Genomic DNA, 19,591 nt, shown 5'->3' with positions numbered 1-19,591 from the left:
TGCCATCCTGTTTGGAGAGCGTTTTACCAACGCACGCGGGTGACTCCGCTAACCGCCTCGCACACAAAAATGCGGACGACCCGACGAGAATCCAGAACGAGCAAGTCAAGAAAACGGCCGTGTTCTCGCGAACCTCGCATATTTGAACTCCCGGGTTGACCTTGCGGGATCGACTGGATGATTTAGCGGGAACGGCTGCGATCGGCCACAACCGGCCGTTCGACAGACCGGCGAAAATCGTCGACAATTTTTGACTCCACGACGACACTTTCCACCTTACCCGGCCTACTAGACTGGCGTCGCCAGCTGAACTCTTACTCTATGAATTCTCTAAAAACGAACCGTCCGCTGTCTGTGTCAGAGATGTCGCTCGCTCGTTGGATGCTTGAGCACGGCGGGCCGACGGCGCGAGCGTTTATTGAACAACTCGCAGTTGCGGAGGTGACGCCGTGGCGCTGCCCCTGCGGCTGCGGGTCCATCAATTTCCAATTGAAGGGTCGCGAACCCGCCCCACTGGGCCTAAACATCCTCGGGGACTTTTTGTTCGGTCCGGACGATGCGCCAGCCGGGATATTCATATTCGAGAGCGCAGGTTTATTAAGTGGTATCGAGGTTTATGGACTTGCCGGCGATGCTCCGGCAGAACTGCCCCGAGAAGATGCGCTTCGGCCGCTTGTCCCAGATCGCGGTGGGTCGGGTCCCTAGCACGTCTGTAACGAGCGCACGCAGGAGATCATCCTTGCGCTCTGGTCGGCCAAAAACGGACGTCCGCCTAATGTCGAGAACCGTTTCTGGATGGCGCTTCCGAATCGGACGGCTGCGGTCTGGACATGGGGTCGTTGGCCGACTGTCAGGTCATTTATACCGTCATGGCACCCGGACTAAACGTTGGCCTGGTCTACGAGCATTCGAGATTGTTCATCTACTGAGTGATACGTAAATCCAAACGTCGCCGCGATTGAAGCCTAAAGATCTTTGCGAAGCGTGTCGATAAAAACAGTGACAGCGTCGCACGCGCAAAGTCGCCGACTCATTGTCTCGGTTAGAAAATGGACATATCGCAAAACGCAATCATCAGCGAACACTCGAAGAACCCGTTCAGAGCGCTGACGTCATATTTGGCAGCATGGTTGGTAATCGGCGCAATTGTGCTCGCCGATTTACTCTGGCTGCGCGCATCCGGTCTTCGCATTGCGTTTGGCGCATCGTCACATGCGCTCGCGGCATTCAGTGCACTTGTCTTTGTCATCTGCTGGACAAGTTACCGAACCAGGACTGTGCATGCCGGGAACGAGGCGTGGATAACGCGGCTGCGAGACCTCGCGTTCACCGGGCGATGGATGATCGCTCTCGCCGCATTCTGCACGGCAGCCAGCGTATCGAGCCATCTTTCGGCGGCCATTGGGGCACCGTTGATTGATGACCGGCTAGTCAAGATAGACCAGGCAGTTGGATTCGACTGGCTCACCTGCTATCGGTGGGTGCGACATCATCCAGTGTTGCTCTTCGTGCTCAGTTTGGCGTACGGCAGTGGTCTGGTGCAGATGATCACTGTCCCTGTGATTCTCGGACTTACGGGACGCAGGGTCGAACTAATAAAGCACGTTGCACGCTTGATGGTCGCGACATTTACCTGCCTCGCAATCGCGACGGCATTTCCTGCTGCGAGCGCCTTCCTGCATTTTCACATCATGGAACCAGGCACGTCGGAAACTGTCTCTACATTTTTCCCCCTCCGTGAAGGCGCGCTCCGTACCATTGACTTAACTAATCCCCAAGGGCTTGTATCGATGCCGTCAATGCATACGGCAATGGCTATCCTGTTTGCCTATTCATTGAGGCGGATCCCCGGATTTGCTCTTGCTTCCTTCGTTCTAAATACGTTTATGATTGTCTCGACGCCGACGCAAGGCGGCCACTATCTTTGCGACATCGCCGGGGGAATAATATTGGCACTGATGGTTATTCTGTTGATCAACAATCGGCGTTTTGAAGGTTTCTTCAATGACCGGTGAGCTTCAGCAGTGGACGTTTAGTGACCGACTTAGCAACCGACAACCGATTGCTAACAAGATTGGTAAAGATCGAATCCAGCCTGACCTTTGCCGCTTCGGCGAGGAATCGTAGCCGGATGCCGTGCAGCCGTGCCAACAATCCAAAAGGGTAAAGGCTGGCAACGAAAGATAGAATAGTCCCGATAAACTTAAAGAAGTTCATGGCTCGTGTGCGTTCGATTGTGCTCTTGTTCTTTCACTTCGTTTCTATATTGCACTATAAGATTGTTGGCCAGTTTCGACCAAACTCGTATTGCCGAAAGCACTACAAGTCCGTGAAGGTTTGTGCTAAGTCAAGAACGGTGCGGCGCCTAGGCTAATGGAACAGAACATGCAAAACCAAGACGTTCAGAGCAATGCCTAGCCCGGCAAAACAGAAACCGTCGCGAGCAGCGATCGCTGGGTGTGGCGTAATGCGTGGCAGATTTCGAAATGCGGCAATCACAATGCCCGTGCACGCGCCAAACATACATACCAAGTAACCCGCCCAGCCCAGCGTAAATGTGCTCCAGACATGCGCGATCGCCGTGAATGTACCGTACGCGAGCGCGACGCCGCCAAGTAACTCGATGGGTGGTCTAAACAGTAACGCGGTGCCTAGCGCGAGCACCTGAGGCATCCACCAGAGTGCCAGTTCGGGCCAGAAGTTGATTCCGTTTGTAGTGCAGTAGGCATCAATGGCAACCATGTACGCTAGCGAGATCCCGACAAATCCAACTCCAGAAGCGTGTCGCATAGTTTCTAGTCAATGACATACGTAAGAAGTCCTGCGGACGTAACGGCTGTGAAAGTAATTTACACCCCTTCAACGGCAGCTTTTTAGGAATTTGAATGGCGGCTTAGGGTCGCAAAGCCTCTCTCACAAAAAGGCAAAACAGAGACACCTCGAATTTCAAACCCCGTCAGCACAAAATCTCCAACTTCCACGCCCACATCCATCTATCGAGCACCTACCATCAAACCACCTGCCCGCGCCTCAACAAACCATCCCCCAAGTATTTCCCCCCACCCTGGCTTAGAATGACACCCACCCCGGGCCCCCACCGCCCATCCATTCACTCGCCGATGGACCTCCGCACAAGAAGCCCATCGTCGCGTCGCCCGAGTGCCTCAAGCGCGCATCGCACGTCACGCGCGTTTCGCATTCGGCAATGCCACTGCTCGACGCCATGCCAACCACTTCGCCGCAGTTTGCCCCGCTAGCCCAACTCGCCGCCGATCTGAAAAGCGGTCGCACCACCAGTCGCGCACTCGTCGAATCCGCGCTCGAACGTATCGCCAATCCGGCCGGTCAAGGTTCCATCGTTTTCACGCATGTCGATGCCGCCCACGCCCGCGCCGCCGCCGATGCCCTCGACGCGCTGCGCCGCGCCGGCACCGTGCTTTCGCCGCTCGCGGGCATCCCCGTTTCCGTGAAAGATCTCTTTGATATCGAAGGGCAAGTCACGCGCGCCGGCTCCCTCGCGCTCGCCAGCACCGCGCCCGCCCAAGCCGATGCCGTGAGCGTCGCGCGCCTGCGCCGCGCAGGCGGCGTGATCGTCGGGCGCACCAACATGAGCGAGTTCGCGTTCTCCGGGCTTGGCCTGAATCCGCACTTCGGCACGCCGCACTCGCCATATCGCGCAAACGTGCTGGGCGACGAACGCATCGCGGGCGGCTCGTCGTCAGGCGCGGCGGCATCGGTGGCGGACGGCATGGCGGCCATCGCGCTCGGCACCGACACCGGCGGCTCCATCCGCATCCCCGCCACGATGTGCGGCCTCACCGGCTTCAAACCCACCGCCAGCCGCATTCCGAGGCAAGGCGGCGTGCCGCTGTCCAAATCGCTCGATTCGTTCGGGCCGATAGGCGTCTCGGTCGCGTGTTGCGCGCTAGTCGATCGCATTCTCGCTGGCCGCGAACCCGATGTGCCCGCCACGCGTCCGCTCGAAGGCGTGCGCCTCGGTGTGCTCACCAATTACGTGACGGACGGCCTCGATCCCGCCGTTGCCAGCGCCGTCGATGCGGCCATCAATCATCTGTCGGCGGCGGGCGCGCTCGTGGAAGACGTGCGCTTCGGGCCGCTAGATCGTCTGCCGGACATCAGCCGCTTCAGTCTCGTCGCCATCGAAGCATATGCGTGGCATCGCAAGCTGCTTGCCGATCACGCCGCCGAGTACGATCCGCGCGTGCTCGCTCGTCTGCTGCGCGCCGAGTCGGCGAGCGCGGCGGATTACATCGACCTGTGCGAAGCGCGCGCCGCGATGATCGACGAAGCGCGCACGACACTGTGGCAGCGTTTCGACGCAATTCTTTGCCCGACGGTGCCGGTTCTGCCGCCGCGTATCGCCGAGCTGGAACAGGACGACGATCTCTTCACGCGCACGAACGCGCTCATCCTGCGCAATCCCACGACCTTCAATTTTTTGGATGCCTGCGGGCTGTCGCTGCCCTGTCATCGGCGTGGCGAGGCGCCCGTGGGGCTCATGCTCGCGGGCGCGCCGCACGCGGACGACACGCTGCTCTCCATCGGCCGGGCAGTCGAAGCGGTGCTCGATACGACGCGCTAATGTTTCGCGCCGGACGTTCGCGCTAGAATTCCTCCGCGATCTCCCGCAACTCAGGTGCTTCTTTCTCGAATCGTTGCGAAACAAATGAACAACCATCTAAATCACTTTACGATGCATCAGGACGACCGCTCCCTCGGCCGCGAGAAGCGCTTGCTCGTGTTGCTCGGGTTCGTGAGTCTCGCGCTCGTTGGCGGAGCGTTGTATCTGCAGTTCTTCCAGGGCGAAGACCCTTGCCCGCTTTGCATCATTCAGCGCTACTTCTTTGTGCTGATCGCCGTGTTCGCCTTTCTCGGCGCGGGAATGCGCGGCTGGCGCGGCGTCGCGCTGCTCGAATTGCTGGTGGTGATCTCCGCGCTCGGCGGCGTCGCGACGGCGCTGCGCCATGTCTACGTGCAGTCGCATCCCGGCTTCAGTTGCGGTTTCGACGCGCTTCAGCCCATTGTCGACAACCTGCCGCCCGCACGCTGGCTGCCGCAAGTGTTCAAGGTCGCGGGTCTGTGCGAGACGCCTTATCCGCCCATTCTCGGGATCTCGCTGCCGCAATGGTCGCTGATCGCCTTCGGGGTGATTTTCCTGCTCGTCGGCGGCAGTCTGCGTCTGAAACGCAAGCTGCGCGCCGCCGCGCGCTAATGCCGCCACGTTTCATCCCCCTTCCCCGGCGCGGGCTTCTACACGGCCCGCGCGTCTTGCCTCTTCCTTGCATCAGCACACCCGCATAATCTGGATACGGTCCCGACAATCTTTTTGAGATATTGGGATGTTAAGGTCGTGACTGGATGGCGATCTACGTGCGCGCAGTCCGTTTGTTCAAAGGCAGCCAGCGTCGAATTCGACGGCAACCCATGAAGCAGGCGGAAACCGCGTAACGCGCGCCCGGTCCGCAATGTCCCCGAGTCGCTCATGACAACGCAAACCATCCGCTTCCTTCACCACGGCGCCGTTCGTGAAATCGGCGACGCGCCCGCCACGCGCACGGTGCTTCAGCATCTGCGCGAGGAAGACCTTTGCACCGGCACCAAGGAAGGCTGTGCCGAGGGCGATTGCGGCGCCTGCACGGTCGTCGTGGGCGAGCTGGACGCCAGCGGCGAACTCGCGCTCAAGGCGGTCAACGCCTGCATTCAATTCCTGCCGACGCTCGATTCGCGCGCGCTCTTCACCGTCGAAAACCTGCGCGCCGAAGACGGCGCGCTGCATCCCGTGCAGCAGGCGCTCGTCGATTGCCACGGCTCGCAGTGCGGCTTCTGCACGCCGGGCTTCGCGATGTCGCTGTGGGCGCTGTATCACGCGCATCCGCCCGAAGCCGGGCCGCCTTCGCGCGATGAGATCAACGCCGCGCTCTCGGGCAATCTGTGCCGCTGCACGGGGTATCGGCCGATCGTGGATGCCGCCGAGCGCATGTTCGACTATCCGCGTCCCACCTTCGATCGTGCCGCGCTCAAAGACGCGCTGGCGTCGCTGCGCCGTTCGGCTACGTTCGAATATCGCGCGCCGGACGCACGCGGCGCGGCTTTTGGCACGCCCGCGTTCACCGCGCCCGTCACGCGCGCTGAATTCGCGCGCCTGCGTGCAGCGAATCCGAATGCACGTCTGCTTGCGGGCAGCACGGATGTCGGCTTGTGGGTCACGAAGCAATTTCGCGATCTCGGCGACGTGCTGTTTATCGGCAACGTCGATGAACTGAAGCACATCGAGCGCGATGCCGAGACGCTGACCATCGGCGCGGCCGTATCGCTCGAAGAGGCTTACGCCGCGCTGACCGCCGATTACCCCGAACTCGCGGAACTGTGGACGCGCTTCGCCTCGCGGCCTATCCGCAATGCGGGCACGCTCGGCGGCAACGTCGCGAACGGCTCGCCGATCGGCGATTCCATGCCCGCGCTCATCGCGCTGAATACCGAAATCGTGCTGCAAAAAGGCGAGCGTACGCGCACGATGCCGCTCGATACCTTCTACCTCGGCTATCAAAAAACCGCGCTCGAAGCGGGCGAATTCGTCGCGGCGATTCGCGTGCCGCGCGCATCGGCCGACTTGCGGTTTCGCACGTACAAGGTCAGCAAGCGTTACGACCAGGACATCTCCGCCGTGTGCGCGGCGTTCGCCATTCGTTTGGCCGACGACAACCGCGTTGCAAGCGCGCGCATCGCGTTCGGCGGGATGGCCGCGACACCCAGGCGCGCGGCCGCCGCCGAAGCCGCGCTGACCGGCCACGAATGGTCCGAAGCCAGCGCCCGCGCCGCGATGGCCGCGCTCGATGCCGACTTTCAGCCGCTCAGCGACATGCGCGCGTCGAGCGCGTACCGGGCGAAGGTGGCGCGCAACGTGCTGTGGCGCTTCTATCTGGAAACGCGCCGCGACGCGCCGCTTGCGCTCGCGGAACTCAACGCGTTTGCGTTCGGCGCACACGGGATCGAGGCGTCATGACGCGGCCCTTCCCGATCCCGATCCCGATCGCCGCGATCACGCCACTGCGCGTCAGCGTCCAAAAGGACCCGCGATGAACAAGGCCAGCGAACCTATCCAGCTCGATGCCGCGCTCGACGCCGCCGGCGCCTCGCTGCCGCACGAGTCCGCGGCGCTGCATGTGAGCGGCGAAGCCATTTACACCGACGACATCGCCGAATTGCGCGGCACGCTGCACGCGGCGCTCGGCTTGTCGCGTCATGCGCACGCGCGCATCGTCTCGCTCGATCTCGACGCGGTGCGCGCCGCGCCCGGCGTCGTCGCCGTACTCACCGCCGCCGACATTCCCGGCGAGAACAATTGCGGCCCCGTTCTGCACGACGACCCGATCCTCGCGGTCGACGAAGTGCAGTATCTCGGCCAGCCGGTCTTCGCCGTCATTGCCGAGACGCACGATCTCGCGCGCCGCGCCGCCGCGCTCGCGAAAAGCGAAGACGTCGTGCGCTACGAGCCGCTCGAAGCCGTGCTCACGCCGCGCGAAGCGAAAGCGCGCAAGGAGTTCGTGCTGCCGCCGCTGCATCTGCGGCGCGGCGACCCGGACGGACGAATCGCGGCAGCCAAACATCGGCTGTCTGGCGAATTCGAAGTCGGCGGACAGGAACAGTTCTATCTCGAAGGACAAGTCGCTTACGCCATCCCGAAAGAACAGCACGGCATGCTCGTGCATAGTTCGACGCAGCATCCGAGCGAGATGCAGCAAGTCGTCGCGCACATGCTCGCCTGGCCGACCAACGCCGTGTTGTGCGAATGCCGGCGCATGGGCGGCGGCTTCGGCGGCAAGGAATCGCAGTCGGCCGTCTTCGCGTGCGTCGCCTCGCTTGCGGCGCATCTGCTCAAGCGTCCGGTGAAGTTGCGCGCCGATCGCGACGACGACTTCATGATCACCGGCAAGCGCCACGACGCGGTCTACGAATATGAGTGCGGCTTCGACGACGACGGCCGCATCACCGGCGCGCGCGTGGAAATCGCGCTGCGGGCGGGCTATTCGGCGGACCTGTCGGGCGCGGTCGCGACGCGCGCCGTCTGTCATTTCGACAACGCCTACTTTCTCGGCGATGTCGATATCCGCGCCTTCTGCTGCAAGACCAATACGCAGTCGAACACGGCGTTTCGCGGCTTCGGCGGCCCGCAAGGCGCGCTTGTCATGGAAGTCATGCTCGACGAAGTCGCATATGCGTTGAAGCGCGATCCGCTCGACGTGCGGCGCGCGAATTACTACGGCATTGACGAGCGCAATGTCACGCCGTATGGTCAGCCGGTCGCGGATAACGTGATTGCGCCGCTCACGGACGAACTCATCGCAACGAGCGAATACGAATCGCGCCGCGCGCAAATCGCCGCGTTCAACGCGAAAAGCGCGGTGCTCAAGCGCGGTATCGCGTTCACGCCGGTCAAGTTCGGCATCTCGTTCAACGTGCCGTTTCTGAACCAGGCGGGCGCGCTCGTGCACGTCTACAAGGACGGCTCCGTGCTCGTGAATCACGGCGGCACGGAAATGGGCCAGGGGCTCAACACCAAGGTCGCGCAGGTGGTGGCGAGCGTGCTCGGCATCGGCTTGCAGCGCGTGCGCGTGACAGCGACGGATACATCGAAGATCGCGAATACATCGGCGACGGCGGCATCGACGGGAAGCGATCTGAACGGCAAGGCGGCGGAAGCGGCGGCGCTCACCATCCGCGCGCGTCTGGCGGAACTCGTGGTGAAGCAGCTCGGCGGCGCGGCCGCGGACGTGCGCTTTCATGGCGGCGTGGTGCAGGTCAACGGCGGGCAGATGCCGTTCGAGCAACTCGTGTCGGCCGCGTATCTCGCGCGCGTGCAGTTGTGGTCGGACGGCTTCTATGCCACGCCCAAAGTCCATTGGGACGCGCGGACGCTGCAAGGCCATCCGTTCTATTACTTCGCGTATGGCGCGGCGGTGTCCGAAGTCGTCATCGATACGCTCACCGGCGAATGGAAGCTTCTGCGCGCCGATCTGCTGCACGACGCCGGGCGCTCGATCAATCCGGCTATCGACGTCGGTCAGGTGGAAGGCGGCTTCATTCAGGGCATGGGCTGGCTCACGACCGAGGAGCTCTGGTGGAACCGCGACGGACGCCTGATGACGCACGCGCCTTCCACTTACAAGATCCCGGCGATCAGCGACACGCCGCCCGTGTTCAACACCACGCTTTATCGCAACGACAACGCCGAGCCGACGATTTTCCGGTCGAAAGCGGTCGGCGAACCGCCCTTGCTGCTGGCGTTTTCGGTGCTGCTGGCAATCCGCGCGGCCATCGCCGCCAATACGGCCGATGCCGCTCACGCACCGCCGTTGCGCGCGCCCGCGACGCCCGAAGCGATCCTCGACGCGCTCGATGCATCCGTAACACAAAGCGCGGCCGCCGCCCCGGTAAACTAACGCCTGCGACAACGCAAAAGACTCTGGAGCCCCTCGATGCAAGTATGGCTGACCGACCTGCAACACCTGCTCGCGCACGGCGATGCCGTCGTGCTCGTGACGGTCGCGCGTGTCGAAGGCTCCGCGCCGCGCGAGCCGGGCACGAAGATGATCGTCACGCGCGAGGAAGCCCGCTATACCATCGGCGGCGGCCATCTCGAATGGAAGGCGATCGAAACCGCCCGGCAAGTGCTGAAGGACGGCCAGCGCCGTCCGCACATGCGGCGGCTTGAGCGTTTCGCGCTCGGTCCGAGCCTCGGCCAGTGCTGCGGCGGTGCGGTCGTTCTGTCGTTCGAGCGGCTCGATGTCGGCGATCTCAACTGGGTGACGTCGCTCGCGAAGCGCACGGCGCAAGGTCTTTCGACCGTGCGCAGCGTTTCGTTCGCGCCGATGCCCGATGCCGTCATGCTCTCCGACCCCGAACCGGGCGCCGAAGACACCGACTGTCTCCTGTGGGACGGCGCGGGCTTCGACGAAAGCGGCGCGCTGCTCACCGAGACCATCGCGCCGCGCGACTTCCAGGTCGTGCTGTTCGGCGCGGGCCATGTCGGGGCCGCGCTCGTGCGCGTGCTCGCGACCTTGCCGTGTCACGTCACCTGGGTCGACGAACGCGACGCGGCCTTCCCCGCCGCGCAGTTCGTGCCGGATAACGTGAGCATCGAGCCGAACGACGCGCCGGACGAAGCCATCGACCAGGCGCGGCCCGGTACGTACTTCATCGTGATGACGCACAACCATACGGTGGATCTCGAACTCGCCGCACGAATTCTCGCGCGTGGCGATTTCGCGTTCTTCGGCATGATCGGCTCGCATACCAAGCGCAAGCAGTTCGAGCACCGGCTCGCGGCGCGCGGGATCGACCCCGCGCGTATCGGCCGGATGGTGTGTCCGATCGGTATCGACGGCATCGTCGACAAAGCGCCGGAAGTGATCGCCGTTGCAGCGGCAGCCCAACTGCTGCAAGCGGTCGAAGCCAACGCCAGCACTTCTGCGTCGTCGCAGCAGACCGCCTGACTAGCCGCAGGCGGAAGTCCCAGCCCCAACAAAGACAAGCCCATGAATCCCACACTCGCCGACAAGATTGCGCGCGCGCCCAAGGCGGAGTTGCATATCCATATCGAAGGATCGCTCGAACCCGAGCTGATTTTCGCGCTGGCGAAACGCAACGGCGTGACGCTCGCCTACGATTCCATCGACGCCTTGCGCGCGGCCTACGCCTTCACCGATCTGCAGTCGTTCCTCGACATCTACTACGCTGGCGCGAGCGTGCTGCTGCACGAGGAAGACTTCTACGACATGACGATGGCCTACGTCGAGCGCGCGCTCGCGGACCACGTCACGCATACGGAAATCTTCTTCGATCCGCAAACGCACACCGAACGCGGCGTTTCCATCGACACGGCGGTGGCCGGTATCGAGCGCGCGCTCGCCGAAGGCGAAAAGCGTGGTCTCACGTCGAAAATCATCCTGTGCTTCCTGCGCCATCTTTCCGAGGAAGACGCGCTCGCCACCTTCGATGCCGCGTTGCCGCTGTTCGACCAGTACGCGCATCGGCTGATCGGTGTCGGGCTGGATTCGTCGGAGCGCGGCCATCCGCCGTCGAAGTTCGAGCGCGTGTTCGCGAGAGCGCGCGAACGCGGCCTCAAGCTCGTCGCGCACGCGGGCGAGGAAGGCCCGCCGTCGTATGTCTACGAAGCGCTGGATCTGCTCAAGGTGGATCGCGTCGATCACGGCGTGCGCAGCATCGAAGACGCGGCGCTCGTCGCGCGTCTCGCCGACTCGCGCATTGCGCTCACGGTCTGCCCGCTCTCGAACATCAAGCTCTGCGTGTTCGACGACATGGCGAAGCACACGCTCAAGGACCTGCTCGATCAGGGCGTCGCGGTCATGGTGAATTCGGACGATCCCGCCTACTTCGGCGGCTACGTCAACGCGAACTATTTCGCCATCGTCGATGCCCTGAAGCTCTCGGATCACGAGGTCTACACGCTCTTGCGCAACAGCCTCGAAGCCTCGTTCGTCACCGATGAAGAACGCGCCGCGATGATCGCGCGCCTGGACACGCACTGGAAGCAGTAAGAAATGGAAAGCACGGCAACAACTCAACGCGACGCCACCGCGCTCGAACGCTTCTTCGGCGTGCGCGCGGCGGGCTCGCTCGTCAAGACCGAAGTCGTCGCGGGCATCACGACGTTTCTCACGGCGATGTACATCATCGTCGTCAATCCGGGCATTCTTTCGCAGGCGGGCGTGCCGTTTCCGGCGGCGCTCACGGCCACCGTCATCGTCAGTTTTCTCGGCAGTTGCGCGATGGGCCTTTACGCGCGCAATCCGGTGCTCGTCGCGCCGGGCATGGGCATGAACGCGCTCTTTGCGTTCGTCATGGTTCACGGCGGCAAGATGCCGTGGCAGACCGCGCTCGGCTGCGTGTTCTGGGCCGGCGTGATCTTCGCGGTGCTCGCGATCTTCAACGCGCGCAAGCTCGTGGTCGACGCCATTCCCGACAATCTGCGGCACGCGGTTTCGTGCGGCATCGGCTTGTTCATCAGCCTCATCGGGCTCGTGAACGCGAAGTTCGTCGTGGGCGATCCGGTGACCATCGTGCATTCGGCATCGCTCAATCCGGTGGTCATCACGTTCCTGATCGGGCTTGCCGTGACGACCATATTGGTGGCGCGCAAGACCACCGGCGCGCTCATGCTCGGCATCGTGTTCACGACGATCATCGCGATACCCATCGGCCGCTATTGGGGCGACGGCACCGCTTACTGGCCCGCCGCCATCGCCACGAAAACGCTCGTCAACTGGAACGGGTTCGTGTCCGCGCCGGACTTTTCCGCGCTCGGCCAGCTCGATTTGATCGGCGCGCTGAAGGTGGCCTACTGGCCGTTCATCTTCGTGATGCTGTTCACCTCCTTCTTCGACGCGCTCTCCACTTTCATGGCGATCTCCGAAGCCGGCAAGCTCTACGATAAGGACGGCAACCCGCGCAACATCCGCCAGTCGATGATGGTCGACGCCTTCTCCGCGCTCGTTTCCGCGCCGCTCGGCACGAGTCCGGCGAACGCGTATATCGAGTCGGCGGCGGGCATTTCGGCGGGCGGGCGCACGGGACTCGTCGCCGTCGTCGCGGGCCTGTGCTTCCTGCCGTTCCTGTTTCTCTCGCCGCTTCTGTCGCTCGTGCCCGCCATCGCCACCGCGCCCGCGCTGGTGCTCGTCGGCGTGTTCATGATGGAAGCCATCACCAAGATCGAATGGCAGCGCTTCGACGAAGCCATTCCCGCGTTCCTCGCGATGATCCTCATCCCGCTCACGTATTCGATCACGGACGGTGTCGCGTATGGCTTTCTCGCGTTCGTCGTGCTCAAGTCGGCGACAGGACGCGCGAAGGAAATCAAGCCGGCGATGTGGATCATCGCGGGCTTTTCGTTAGTGCTGCTTTCACAGCTTTGAAAACCACGAAGATTGGAGACGTTGCATCATGACTCAAACCGCCTACCGCGCCCAGCTGCTCACCTTCCGGGAAGATCCCGCGCATGCCGCCGACGGCGCGGTCCATGAGGCCGATGGCCTCTTGATCGTCGAAGATGGCAAGGTGGTCGCGGCGGGTTCGTATGCGTCGGTGCGCGACAAGCTCGCCGCGGACGCCACCGTGCATACGCTGCGCGACAAGCTGATCGTGCCGGGCTTCATCGACTCGCACATCCACTATCCGCAGACGGACATGATCGCGTCGCCCGCGCCGGGCCTCTTGCCGTGGCTCAACACGTACACGTTTCCGACGGAACGCGGCTTCGAGAATCCGGCGGTCGCGCGCGAAACGGCGAGCTTCTTCATCGACGAACTGCTGGCCAGCGGCACGACCACCGCGCTCGTCTATTGCACGGTCCACAAGCAATCCGCCGATGCCTTCTTCACCGAAAGCGAAGCGCGCAACCTGCGCATGGTCGCGGGCAAGGTGCTGATGGACCGCAATTGTCCCGAGTTCCTGCGCGACACCGCGCAGTCGGGCTACGACGACAGCGACGAACTGATCGGGCGCTGGCATGGCCGCGGGCGTCAGCAATATGCGCTCACGCCGCGCTTCGCGCCGACCTCGACGGAAGCGCAGCTCGAAGCCTGCGGCGTGCTCGCGCAGAAGCATCGGGACGTGTTCATCCAGAGTCACGTGGCGGAGAACACCGACGAGATCAAGTGGGTCGAGAGCCTGTTTCCGGGACACCGCAGCTATCTCGACATATACGATCACTACGGTCTGTTGCGACGCCGCGCGGTGTACGGCCACTGCATCTATCTCGACGATGCCGACCGTCAGCGCATGGCCGAAACGGGCGCGGTGGCGTCACACTGTCCCACGTCGAACCTGTTTCTCGGCAGCGGCCTCTTCGACTTCGACAAGGCCGGCGCCTCGAACATGCCGGTTGCGCTCGCAACGGACGTCGGCGGCGGCACCTCGTTCTCCATGCTGCAGACCATGAACGAAGCGCACAAGGTCGCGCGTCTGACGGGGCATCATCTGACGGCGACGCGCATGTTCTGGCTCGCGACGACGGGCGCGGCGCAAGTGCTTGAACTCGACGACAAGATCGGCACGCTCGCGCCCGGCAGCGAAGCGGATTTCGTCGTACTCGACCCGGCTGCGACGCCGCTGCTCGCACGCCGCACGCAGCGCGTGAATACGCTTGAGGAACTGCTGTTCGCGTTCGCGCTTCTCGGCGACGATCGTGCGGTGTACGAGACGTATGCGGCCGGCAAGCGCGTGCATTCGCGCGAGCGTCGGCAGACGGCGGCGCTGGAACTGGCGGCGTAGTCGAACATTACGCTGCGTAGTTCCGCGAAGTTCGGGTTACTGATTGCCAACCGGCAGCCAGTAGCCCGTTTCTTTTTAGAACGATGGCCGCCATTCGAGCATGGCGTGTGCATAGCGGATAAAGTGGAGCCTCCGCGTTCAACCATTCGTTCGCAATGGCCTCCATGAAGCACACCGCGCGCACTTCCCGCATCGCCGTCAAGACCGCTCTCGTTTCATTGCTCGCGTTGCCGGCGCTCTGTCAGGCTTTTGGAATCGAAGGCCCGCTCGACTGCCATTCCAACGCGCATGATTTCATCGCGCCGCTCCTGGAAACCAATCTCATCGAAACCAAGCCCATGCGCGTCGAGCCGAACTCGATCAACGCGTTCCGGCCGGTCAAGGGTGTGAATCTCACGGCTTACGGATTCAAGATTTACGCGGTGGTGGGATATCAGAAGAACGATCCGATCTTCAAGGAAGGCAAGGGCGACCCGATCGGCGATTCATCCTACGGCGCCGTCGTCTGGGGCGGCGACGACGAAGTGCTGAAGAAGGTGCGCGATGCGGGCAGCGACGCGGTCGTGCACCACGTCGCGCCCTTCATCACGGCGATTTTTTGCAAGCGTTCCTAGCGCAGCAATTCCGCGACCGACGAAAGCAGGCGCTGCATGTCGTTGGAATCCAGCGCGCCCATCGTCGAGATACGGAACAGTTCCTTCGACAAGCCGCCCTGCCCTGCGTAAATGACGAAACCTTTCGCCTTCAACGCGTCGTGCAGCTTCTCGTAATTCACGCCAGCAGGCAGGCGATACGCCCGTAATACCACCGACGACTCCTGCGCCGGCAACGCGCTCTCGATGCCGAGCGCAGCCAAACCCGCGCGCACCTGCTCGGCGAGCGTCGCGTAACGCCGATGCCGCGCGCGCCAGCCGCCTTCTTCCTCGAACTCGCGGAGTGCTTCGACGAGGGCGTAATACGCATGCACCGATGGCGTGAACGGCGTATTGCGCTCGTCCTGCAGTTTGGCCAGACGCGCGATGTCAAGGTAGTACGTGCGGCTCGCGGCGTTCTGCAAGGCATCGCGCCGCGCGATGACGAACGCCGCGCCCGGCACGCCGTGCAGGCATTTGTTGGCTGTCGCCGCCACCGCGACGATGCCGCCGCCGTCGAAGTCGATCGCCTCGGCGCCGAAGCTGCTGACGGCATCGACGAGCAACCCGATGCCGCGTTCGGCGCACGCGCGTGACAGCGTGTCGAGCGGGTTCAGGCGCCCTGTCGTGGTCTCGTGATGGATGATCGCGACATGCGAGAAGCCATCGAGACGCGCGATGATCGCATCGATATCCGGCGCCTGCATCCACTCGTATTTCACGACTTCATGGTCGATGCGGTACTGCTTCGCGATCTGCGCGATGCGCTCGCCATACACGCCGTTCTCGACGATCAGAAGCCGCCCGCCTTCCGGCACGATGCCCGCAATCATGCTCTCGACGGCGGCCGTGCCCGAACCGGTCATCAACACGGCGCTCCACTTCGCGGGATCGAGTTCGTAAGCGGCGACGAGACGCTTGCGCGCTTCGTCCTGAAGGTCGAAGAACTCCGGCTCGCGATGGCACAAGTCGGTCTGTAAAAGGCTCTTGCGCACGCGTTCGGACAGCGTGACGGGACCAGGATTGAGCAGCAGCATCAGCGGTCTCCAATGTGTCGTTGCAGACGCGCGCGCACGTCTTCGGGCGTGATCTTCGGACGCGGCAAGTCGCCCGGCGTGCCGGCGCGAATCGACAGCCGGGCAAAGCGCGCGCCATTCACGTCGCGCGCTTGCAGCAGGCGGTCGATCACGCCGATGTCGTCGCCATCGAGCGCGAGCGCGTAGCCGCAGGCGGAAGCGATCGACGCGAAATCGACACCGCGCGAAACCGTCGCCTGACCGCCGGTGGATTCGTGTGCGCCGTTGTCGAGCAGCAAGTGCACGAGGTTCGGCGGCCCGTAAGCGCCGAGCGTGGCGAACACGCCCATGCGCATGAGCGCGGCGCCGTCGCCGTCGAGCGCGACCACGGTCAGGTCCGGGCGCGACAGCGCGAGGCCGAGCGCCATCGGCGTGACGCAGCCCATCGAGCCGACGAGATAGAGCTGGTTCGCGCGGTCATCGATTGCATAGAGTTCGCGGCCGCAAAATCCCGTCGACGCCAGCACGACCGTTTCGCCGGCAGGCGTGTTCGCGATCACGCGTTCGAGCGCCGCATGACGCGTCACGCGCTCGCCATCGAAGCGCTGCACGGCGGCAGGCGTGGCGTTCGACTTGACGCCCGACAAGCCGGTTTTCTTGAGCTCGAAAGGCGCGACGCTGCCCTTTTGCATGACGAGCGCATACGGGCGGCCCGTCTTGTCCATATACGCCGTCGCGCGGTCGAGCGCCGGACCGATAGCTTCGCTTTCCGTCGGAAACAGTTCCCACGGAATCTCCATCGTTTCGAGCATCTGCGGCGTCACGGGACCCATGAGCGCGTGTTGCGGCTCATCGGCGACGCCTGGCTGGCCGCGCCACGTCACGATCAGCAACTGCGGCAGGCGAAACGTCCACGTGAGCGACGTCAGGGGACTCACCGCATTGCCCAAGCCGGAGTTCTGCATCATGGCGATGCCGCGACGTTTGCCCACGCCGCCGAGCGCGACGCCCGCGATCAGCGCGACGGCGTCGCCTTCATTCGCCGCCGAGACGTAATGCAGCGAGTCGTCCTGCAGCACGTAGTTGATGAACGGCGTGAGATACGAGCAAGGCACGCCCGCGTACCAGTCGAAGCCACGCGCGCGCGCCGCTTCGACGAACCCGGCAGCTTCAATCACGCTCGTTCTCCGTGCCGACCAGCATTTGACCGTGCGCGAAATCGCCGGCGCGACGGAAGTCGTCGAGGTCGTTCACGCCGCGCCAGTGGCCGTGCACGTATTGCACTTCGACCTTCTTGCCCGCCGCGACCAGTGCATTGAGCAGCGCGGCCATGTCGAGCTTGTCGAAGCCGGCGCGTTGCTGCAATTGCTTGAGCGTGGTTTGCAATGCTTCTCGCGCGTTGGCGCGCACGTTGATGAGCCCGATCCAGCGGCCTTGCGGTGCGCGGCCATCGGTCAGATTCTGGCCCGCGCCGACCACGCTTTGCAGCCAGACTTTCTGGCCGAAGAGCGAACGGTCGTCGGCGTGCGAGCAATACGCGAAGTCGGTGCCGCTCGCGCCCGCTTGCGGCGCCTGCGACGAATCCACCACCACGCAGAAGTCGCTATCCGATTCCACCAGATCGCGCAGGATATAGCTGCGGAACAAAAGATCGCCGTACGAAAGCACGGTGTCGCCGCTCATATGCTTCACGGCACACGCGAGCGATGCCAGCTCGCCCGTCGTCTCGTGCTCCGCGTTGACGACGAGACGGATACCGGACGCATCGATCGCATCGGCGCGATAACCGCCGACCACCGTGATGTCGTTGATGCCTTCCTTTTTGAACGCCTCGGCCAGATGGCGCAAGAGCGGCTTGCCCGCGACCGGCAGCATGACTTTCGGACGCTCGGCGGTCAGCGCTTCGAGGCCCGCGCCGCGGCTTGCCGCCAGCACCACGGCGCTGCGTTGCGCGTTGGCCGAACTCAGATAGATGTTCTCGGCGGCCGAGTATTCGTCGGCATCCTGCAGACGGAAAATTTCGTTGACCGACGCAATGCGGTCTTCCACGTTGATAAGCGTCTCGCTATCGTGGATTTCCTTCGCGATGGCCTGCATGGCCGAGACCGCGCCGCGAATCAGATGGTTCGCCCAGATCACCGTGCTGATGCCCGCCTGACGGAACACGTCGGTCGGCGTGCTGTAGTACTTCGTCGGCACGATGACGAGCGGCCCGCGCCCGGCCCATTCGCGCGCGAAGGTCAGGATTTCGTCGGGCTTCGAGAGCTTGCTGTGAATCAGGATGGCGTCCGCGCCCGCCTGGCGATACGCCTCGGCGCGCTTCAACGCTTCTTCCATGCCCCAGCCCGCGATCAGCGCTTCCACGCGCGCGACGATGGAGAAGTTCGGGTCGCTCTGCGAGTCCTTGCCGGCTTTGATCTTGCCGCAGAATTCGTCGATATCGGCGAGCGGCTGCGCTTCGCCGTTGATGAAGCTGTTGGTCTTCGGAAACTGCTTGTCTTCGATACACACGCCCGCGATGCCACGCTGCTCCAGCTTCTTGACGAGCCGGCGCACGTTGTTGAAGTTGCCGTAGCCGGTGTCGCCGTCGAGGAGAATGGGCAAGTCGCTGGCGTCGGCCATGAATTCGAGGTTGTCGACGACCTGCGTCCAGCTTGCTTCGTTGTTGTCGCGCACGCCGAACTGCGCGGAGATCGACAGGCCCGAGCCCCAGATCGCCTTGAAGCCCGCTTCCTTGGCGATGCGCGCGGATATGCCGTTGTGCGCCTCCATCAGGAATTCGAGGCGATTGCTTTGCAGCATCTCGCGCAGGCGCAGCGTGCGCGAAAAACCGACGGGAAGTTGCGAGGGTGCGTTCATTTCAGGGCTCCGGCAAACTGACTGAGGGCGTTCAATTGCGGCAGCACGTCGAGAGCCGCGCGCGTCACGTCGTTTTGAAAGTCGATTTCGATCCACGGTGCGCCGGTGACATCGGCGATATCGAACGCGTGGCGCTTTTCCAGCAACAGGTCGCGCACCGCTTCTTCATGCGGCAAGTTCGCACGGCCGGTTTTCACATAATCCGCGACGATTTCGGCCAGGCGCTGCGCCGTCTTCTGATCGAAGCGAAAGAATCCCACCGATTCGCCGATCGTGTCGTAATCCAAGCCCGCCGCCACTTGCTTGCGCAGTTCGACCGGCACGCCGTGCGCCACGCACAGCTTCACCGGCTCGTCGCCGGCTTCGAAGTCGCGGTCGATCAAAAGACGGTTCGCCGAGCCGCCCGCCACCAGCGGCGCGAGAATGCGTTCGTCGTAGAGCACGTCGGCGTCCATCAGGAGGACATCGCCGCCGCGTGTCATGGCGTCGCGCGCGGTATGCACGGAGAGCACGCTGCCAAGCGAGAAGTCGGCGTTGATCACCGTTTCCGTCTTGGGCTTCCAGTCGATGCCCGCCAGTTCCGCTTCGATCTGTTCGTGTTTGAAGCCCGTCACGAAGACGACTTCATCGACACCGGCTGCCTTCAGCAAGTGCAGATGGCGCTCAAGGAGCGACGCGTCGCCGAAACGCAAGAGACACTTCGGCTTTTGCTGGCCTTCGGGCTGCACGAGGCGCAAGCCCATCCCGGCCGCAAGGATAATTGCGCGCATGGTG

General features: G+C 63.2%; 16 protein-coding genes. 10 read left to right on the top strand and 6 right to left on the bottom strand.

Annotation, left to right across the window (positions count from 1 at the left end; translation table 11 throughout):
* Window positions 1-1,049 precede the first annotated feature (1,049 nt).
* The gene (locus NCR40_RS03640; protein WP_250508729.1) at window positions 1,050-2,015 is read left to right on the top strand and encodes a phosphatase PAP2 family protein; all 966 of its coding nucleotides are present in this window, start codon (window positions 1,050-1,052) and stop codon (window positions 2,013-2,015) included.
* On the opposite strand, the gene NCR40_RS03635 is transcribed toward NCR40_RS03640, so the two are convergent.
* Together NCR40_RS03635 and NCR40_RS03630 are read right to left on the bottom strand one after the other, a co-directional pair.
* Window positions 2,002-2,217 (bottom strand): hypothetical protein, encoded by a 216-nt coding sequence (locus tag NCR40_RS03635; RefSeq protein WP_250508728.1) that lies wholly within the window; start codon window positions 2,215-2,217, stop codon window positions 2,002-2,004. The genes NCR40_RS03640 and NCR40_RS03635 overlap by 14 nt on opposite strands.
* Before the next feature lie 153 nt (window positions 2,218-2,370).
* A complete protein-coding gene (locus NCR40_RS03630; RefSeq protein ID WP_250492019.1) occupies window positions 2,371-2,742 on the bottom strand; it encodes a hypothetical protein in 372 nt (123 codons plus the stop codon).
* Between the two features lie 481 nt (window positions 2,743-3,223).
* On the opposite strand from NCR40_RS03630, the gene NCR40_RS03625 reads away from it, so the two are divergent.
* From NCR40_RS03625 to NCR40_RS03585, 9 genes are all read left to right on the top strand, one after another.
* Window positions 3,224-4,603, top strand: coding sequence for an amidase (locus tag NCR40_RS03625; protein WP_250508751.1), 1,380 nt, complete (start codon window positions 3,224-3,226; stop codon window positions 4,601-4,603).
* 111 nt (window positions 4,604-4,714) lie between these two features.
* The gene (locus tag NCR40_RS03620; RefSeq protein WP_244827988.1) at window positions 4,715-5,233 is read left to right on the top strand and encodes a disulfide bond formation protein B; all 519 of its coding nucleotides are present in this window, start codon (window positions 4,715-4,717) and stop codon (window positions 5,231-5,233) included.
* A 270-nt stretch (window positions 5,234-5,503) separates the two neighbouring features.
* The gene (gene xdhA / locus NCR40_RS03615; RefSeq protein WP_250508727.1) at window positions 5,504-7,024 is read left to right on the top strand and encodes a xanthine dehydrogenase small subunit; all 1,521 of its coding nucleotides are present in this window, start codon (window positions 5,504-5,506) and stop codon (window positions 7,022-7,024) included.
* Between the two features lie 73 nt (window positions 7,025-7,097).
* Entirely contained in the window at window positions 7,098-9,461 is a 2,364-nt protein-coding gene (gene xdhB / locus NCR40_RS03610) for a xanthine dehydrogenase molybdopterin binding subunit (RefSeq protein WP_244827397.1), read from the top strand.
* A gap of 36 nt (window positions 9,462-9,497) precedes the next feature.
* Entirely contained in the window at window positions 9,498-10,514 is a 1,017-nt protein-coding gene (gene xdhC, locus NCR40_RS03605; RefSeq protein ID WP_244827396.1) for a xanthine dehydrogenase accessory protein XdhC, read from the top strand.
* A 42-nt stretch (window positions 10,515-10,556) separates the two neighbouring features.
* Window positions 10,557-11,579, top strand: coding sequence for an adenosine deaminase (locus NCR40_RS03600; RefSeq protein WP_244827395.1), 1,023 nt, complete (start codon window positions 10,557-10,559; stop codon window positions 11,577-11,579).
* Between the two features lie 3 nt (window positions 11,580-11,582).
* Entirely contained in the window at window positions 11,583-12,953 is a 1,371-nt protein-coding gene (locus NCR40_RS03595; RefSeq protein ID WP_244827394.1) for an NCS2 family permease, read from the top strand.
* A 28-nt stretch (window positions 12,954-12,981) separates the two neighbouring features.
* A complete protein-coding gene (guaD, locus tag NCR40_RS03590; RefSeq protein ID WP_244827393.1) occupies window positions 12,982-14,310 on the top strand; it encodes a guanine deaminase in 1,329 nt (442 codons plus the stop codon).
* 164 nt (window positions 14,311-14,474) lie between these two features.
* Window positions 14,475-14,924, top strand: coding sequence for a hypothetical protein (locus tag NCR40_RS03585; RefSeq protein WP_244827392.1), 450 nt, complete (start codon window positions 14,475-14,477; stop codon window positions 14,922-14,924).
* Here the strand turns inward: NCR40_RS03585 and NCR40_RS03580 are convergent.
* Genes NCR40_RS03580 through NCR40_RS03565 form a run of 4 tightly spaced genes read right to left on the bottom strand, consistent with a single transcriptional unit; the run spans window position 14,921 to window position 19,587 of the window.
* The gene (locus NCR40_RS03580) at window positions 14,921-15,979 is read right to left on the bottom strand and encodes a 2-aminoethylphosphonate aminotransferase (RefSeq protein WP_250508726.1); all 1,059 of its coding nucleotides are present in this window, start codon (window positions 15,977-15,979) and stop codon (window positions 14,921-14,923) included. The two genes, NCR40_RS03585 and NCR40_RS03580, sit on opposite strands and share 4 nt — an antisense overlap.
* Window positions 15,979-17,136: a phosphonopyruvate decarboxylase gene (gene aepY / locus NCR40_RS03575; RefSeq protein ID WP_250508725.1), complete on the bottom strand. Its 1,158-nt coding sequence runs from the start codon at window positions 17,134-17,136 to the stop codon at window positions 15,979-15,981. The genes NCR40_RS03580 and aepY overlap by 1 nt, the downstream gene beginning before the upstream one ends.
* Window positions 17,129-18,817, bottom strand: a complete 1,689-nt coding sequence (gene aepX / locus NCR40_RS03570) for a phosphoenolpyruvate mutase (protein ID WP_250508724.1) — start codon at window positions 18,815-18,817, stop codon at window positions 17,129-17,131. The genes aepY and aepX overlap by 8 nt, the downstream gene beginning before the upstream one ends.
* Window positions 18,814-19,587, bottom strand: coding sequence for a phosphocholine cytidylyltransferase family protein (locus tag NCR40_RS03565; RefSeq protein WP_250508723.1), 774 nt, complete (start codon window positions 19,585-19,587; stop codon window positions 18,814-18,816). The genes aepX and NCR40_RS03565 overlap by 4 nt, the downstream gene beginning before the upstream one ends.
* Window positions 19,588-19,591 lie beyond the last annotated feature (4 nt).

The organism is Caballeronia sp. GACF4, from assembly GCF_023631025.1.
Classification (GTDB): Bacteria; Pseudomonadota; Gammaproteobacteria; order Burkholderiales; family Burkholderiaceae; genus Caballeronia.
This window is presented reverse-complemented; position numbering and strand designations above follow the sequence as displayed.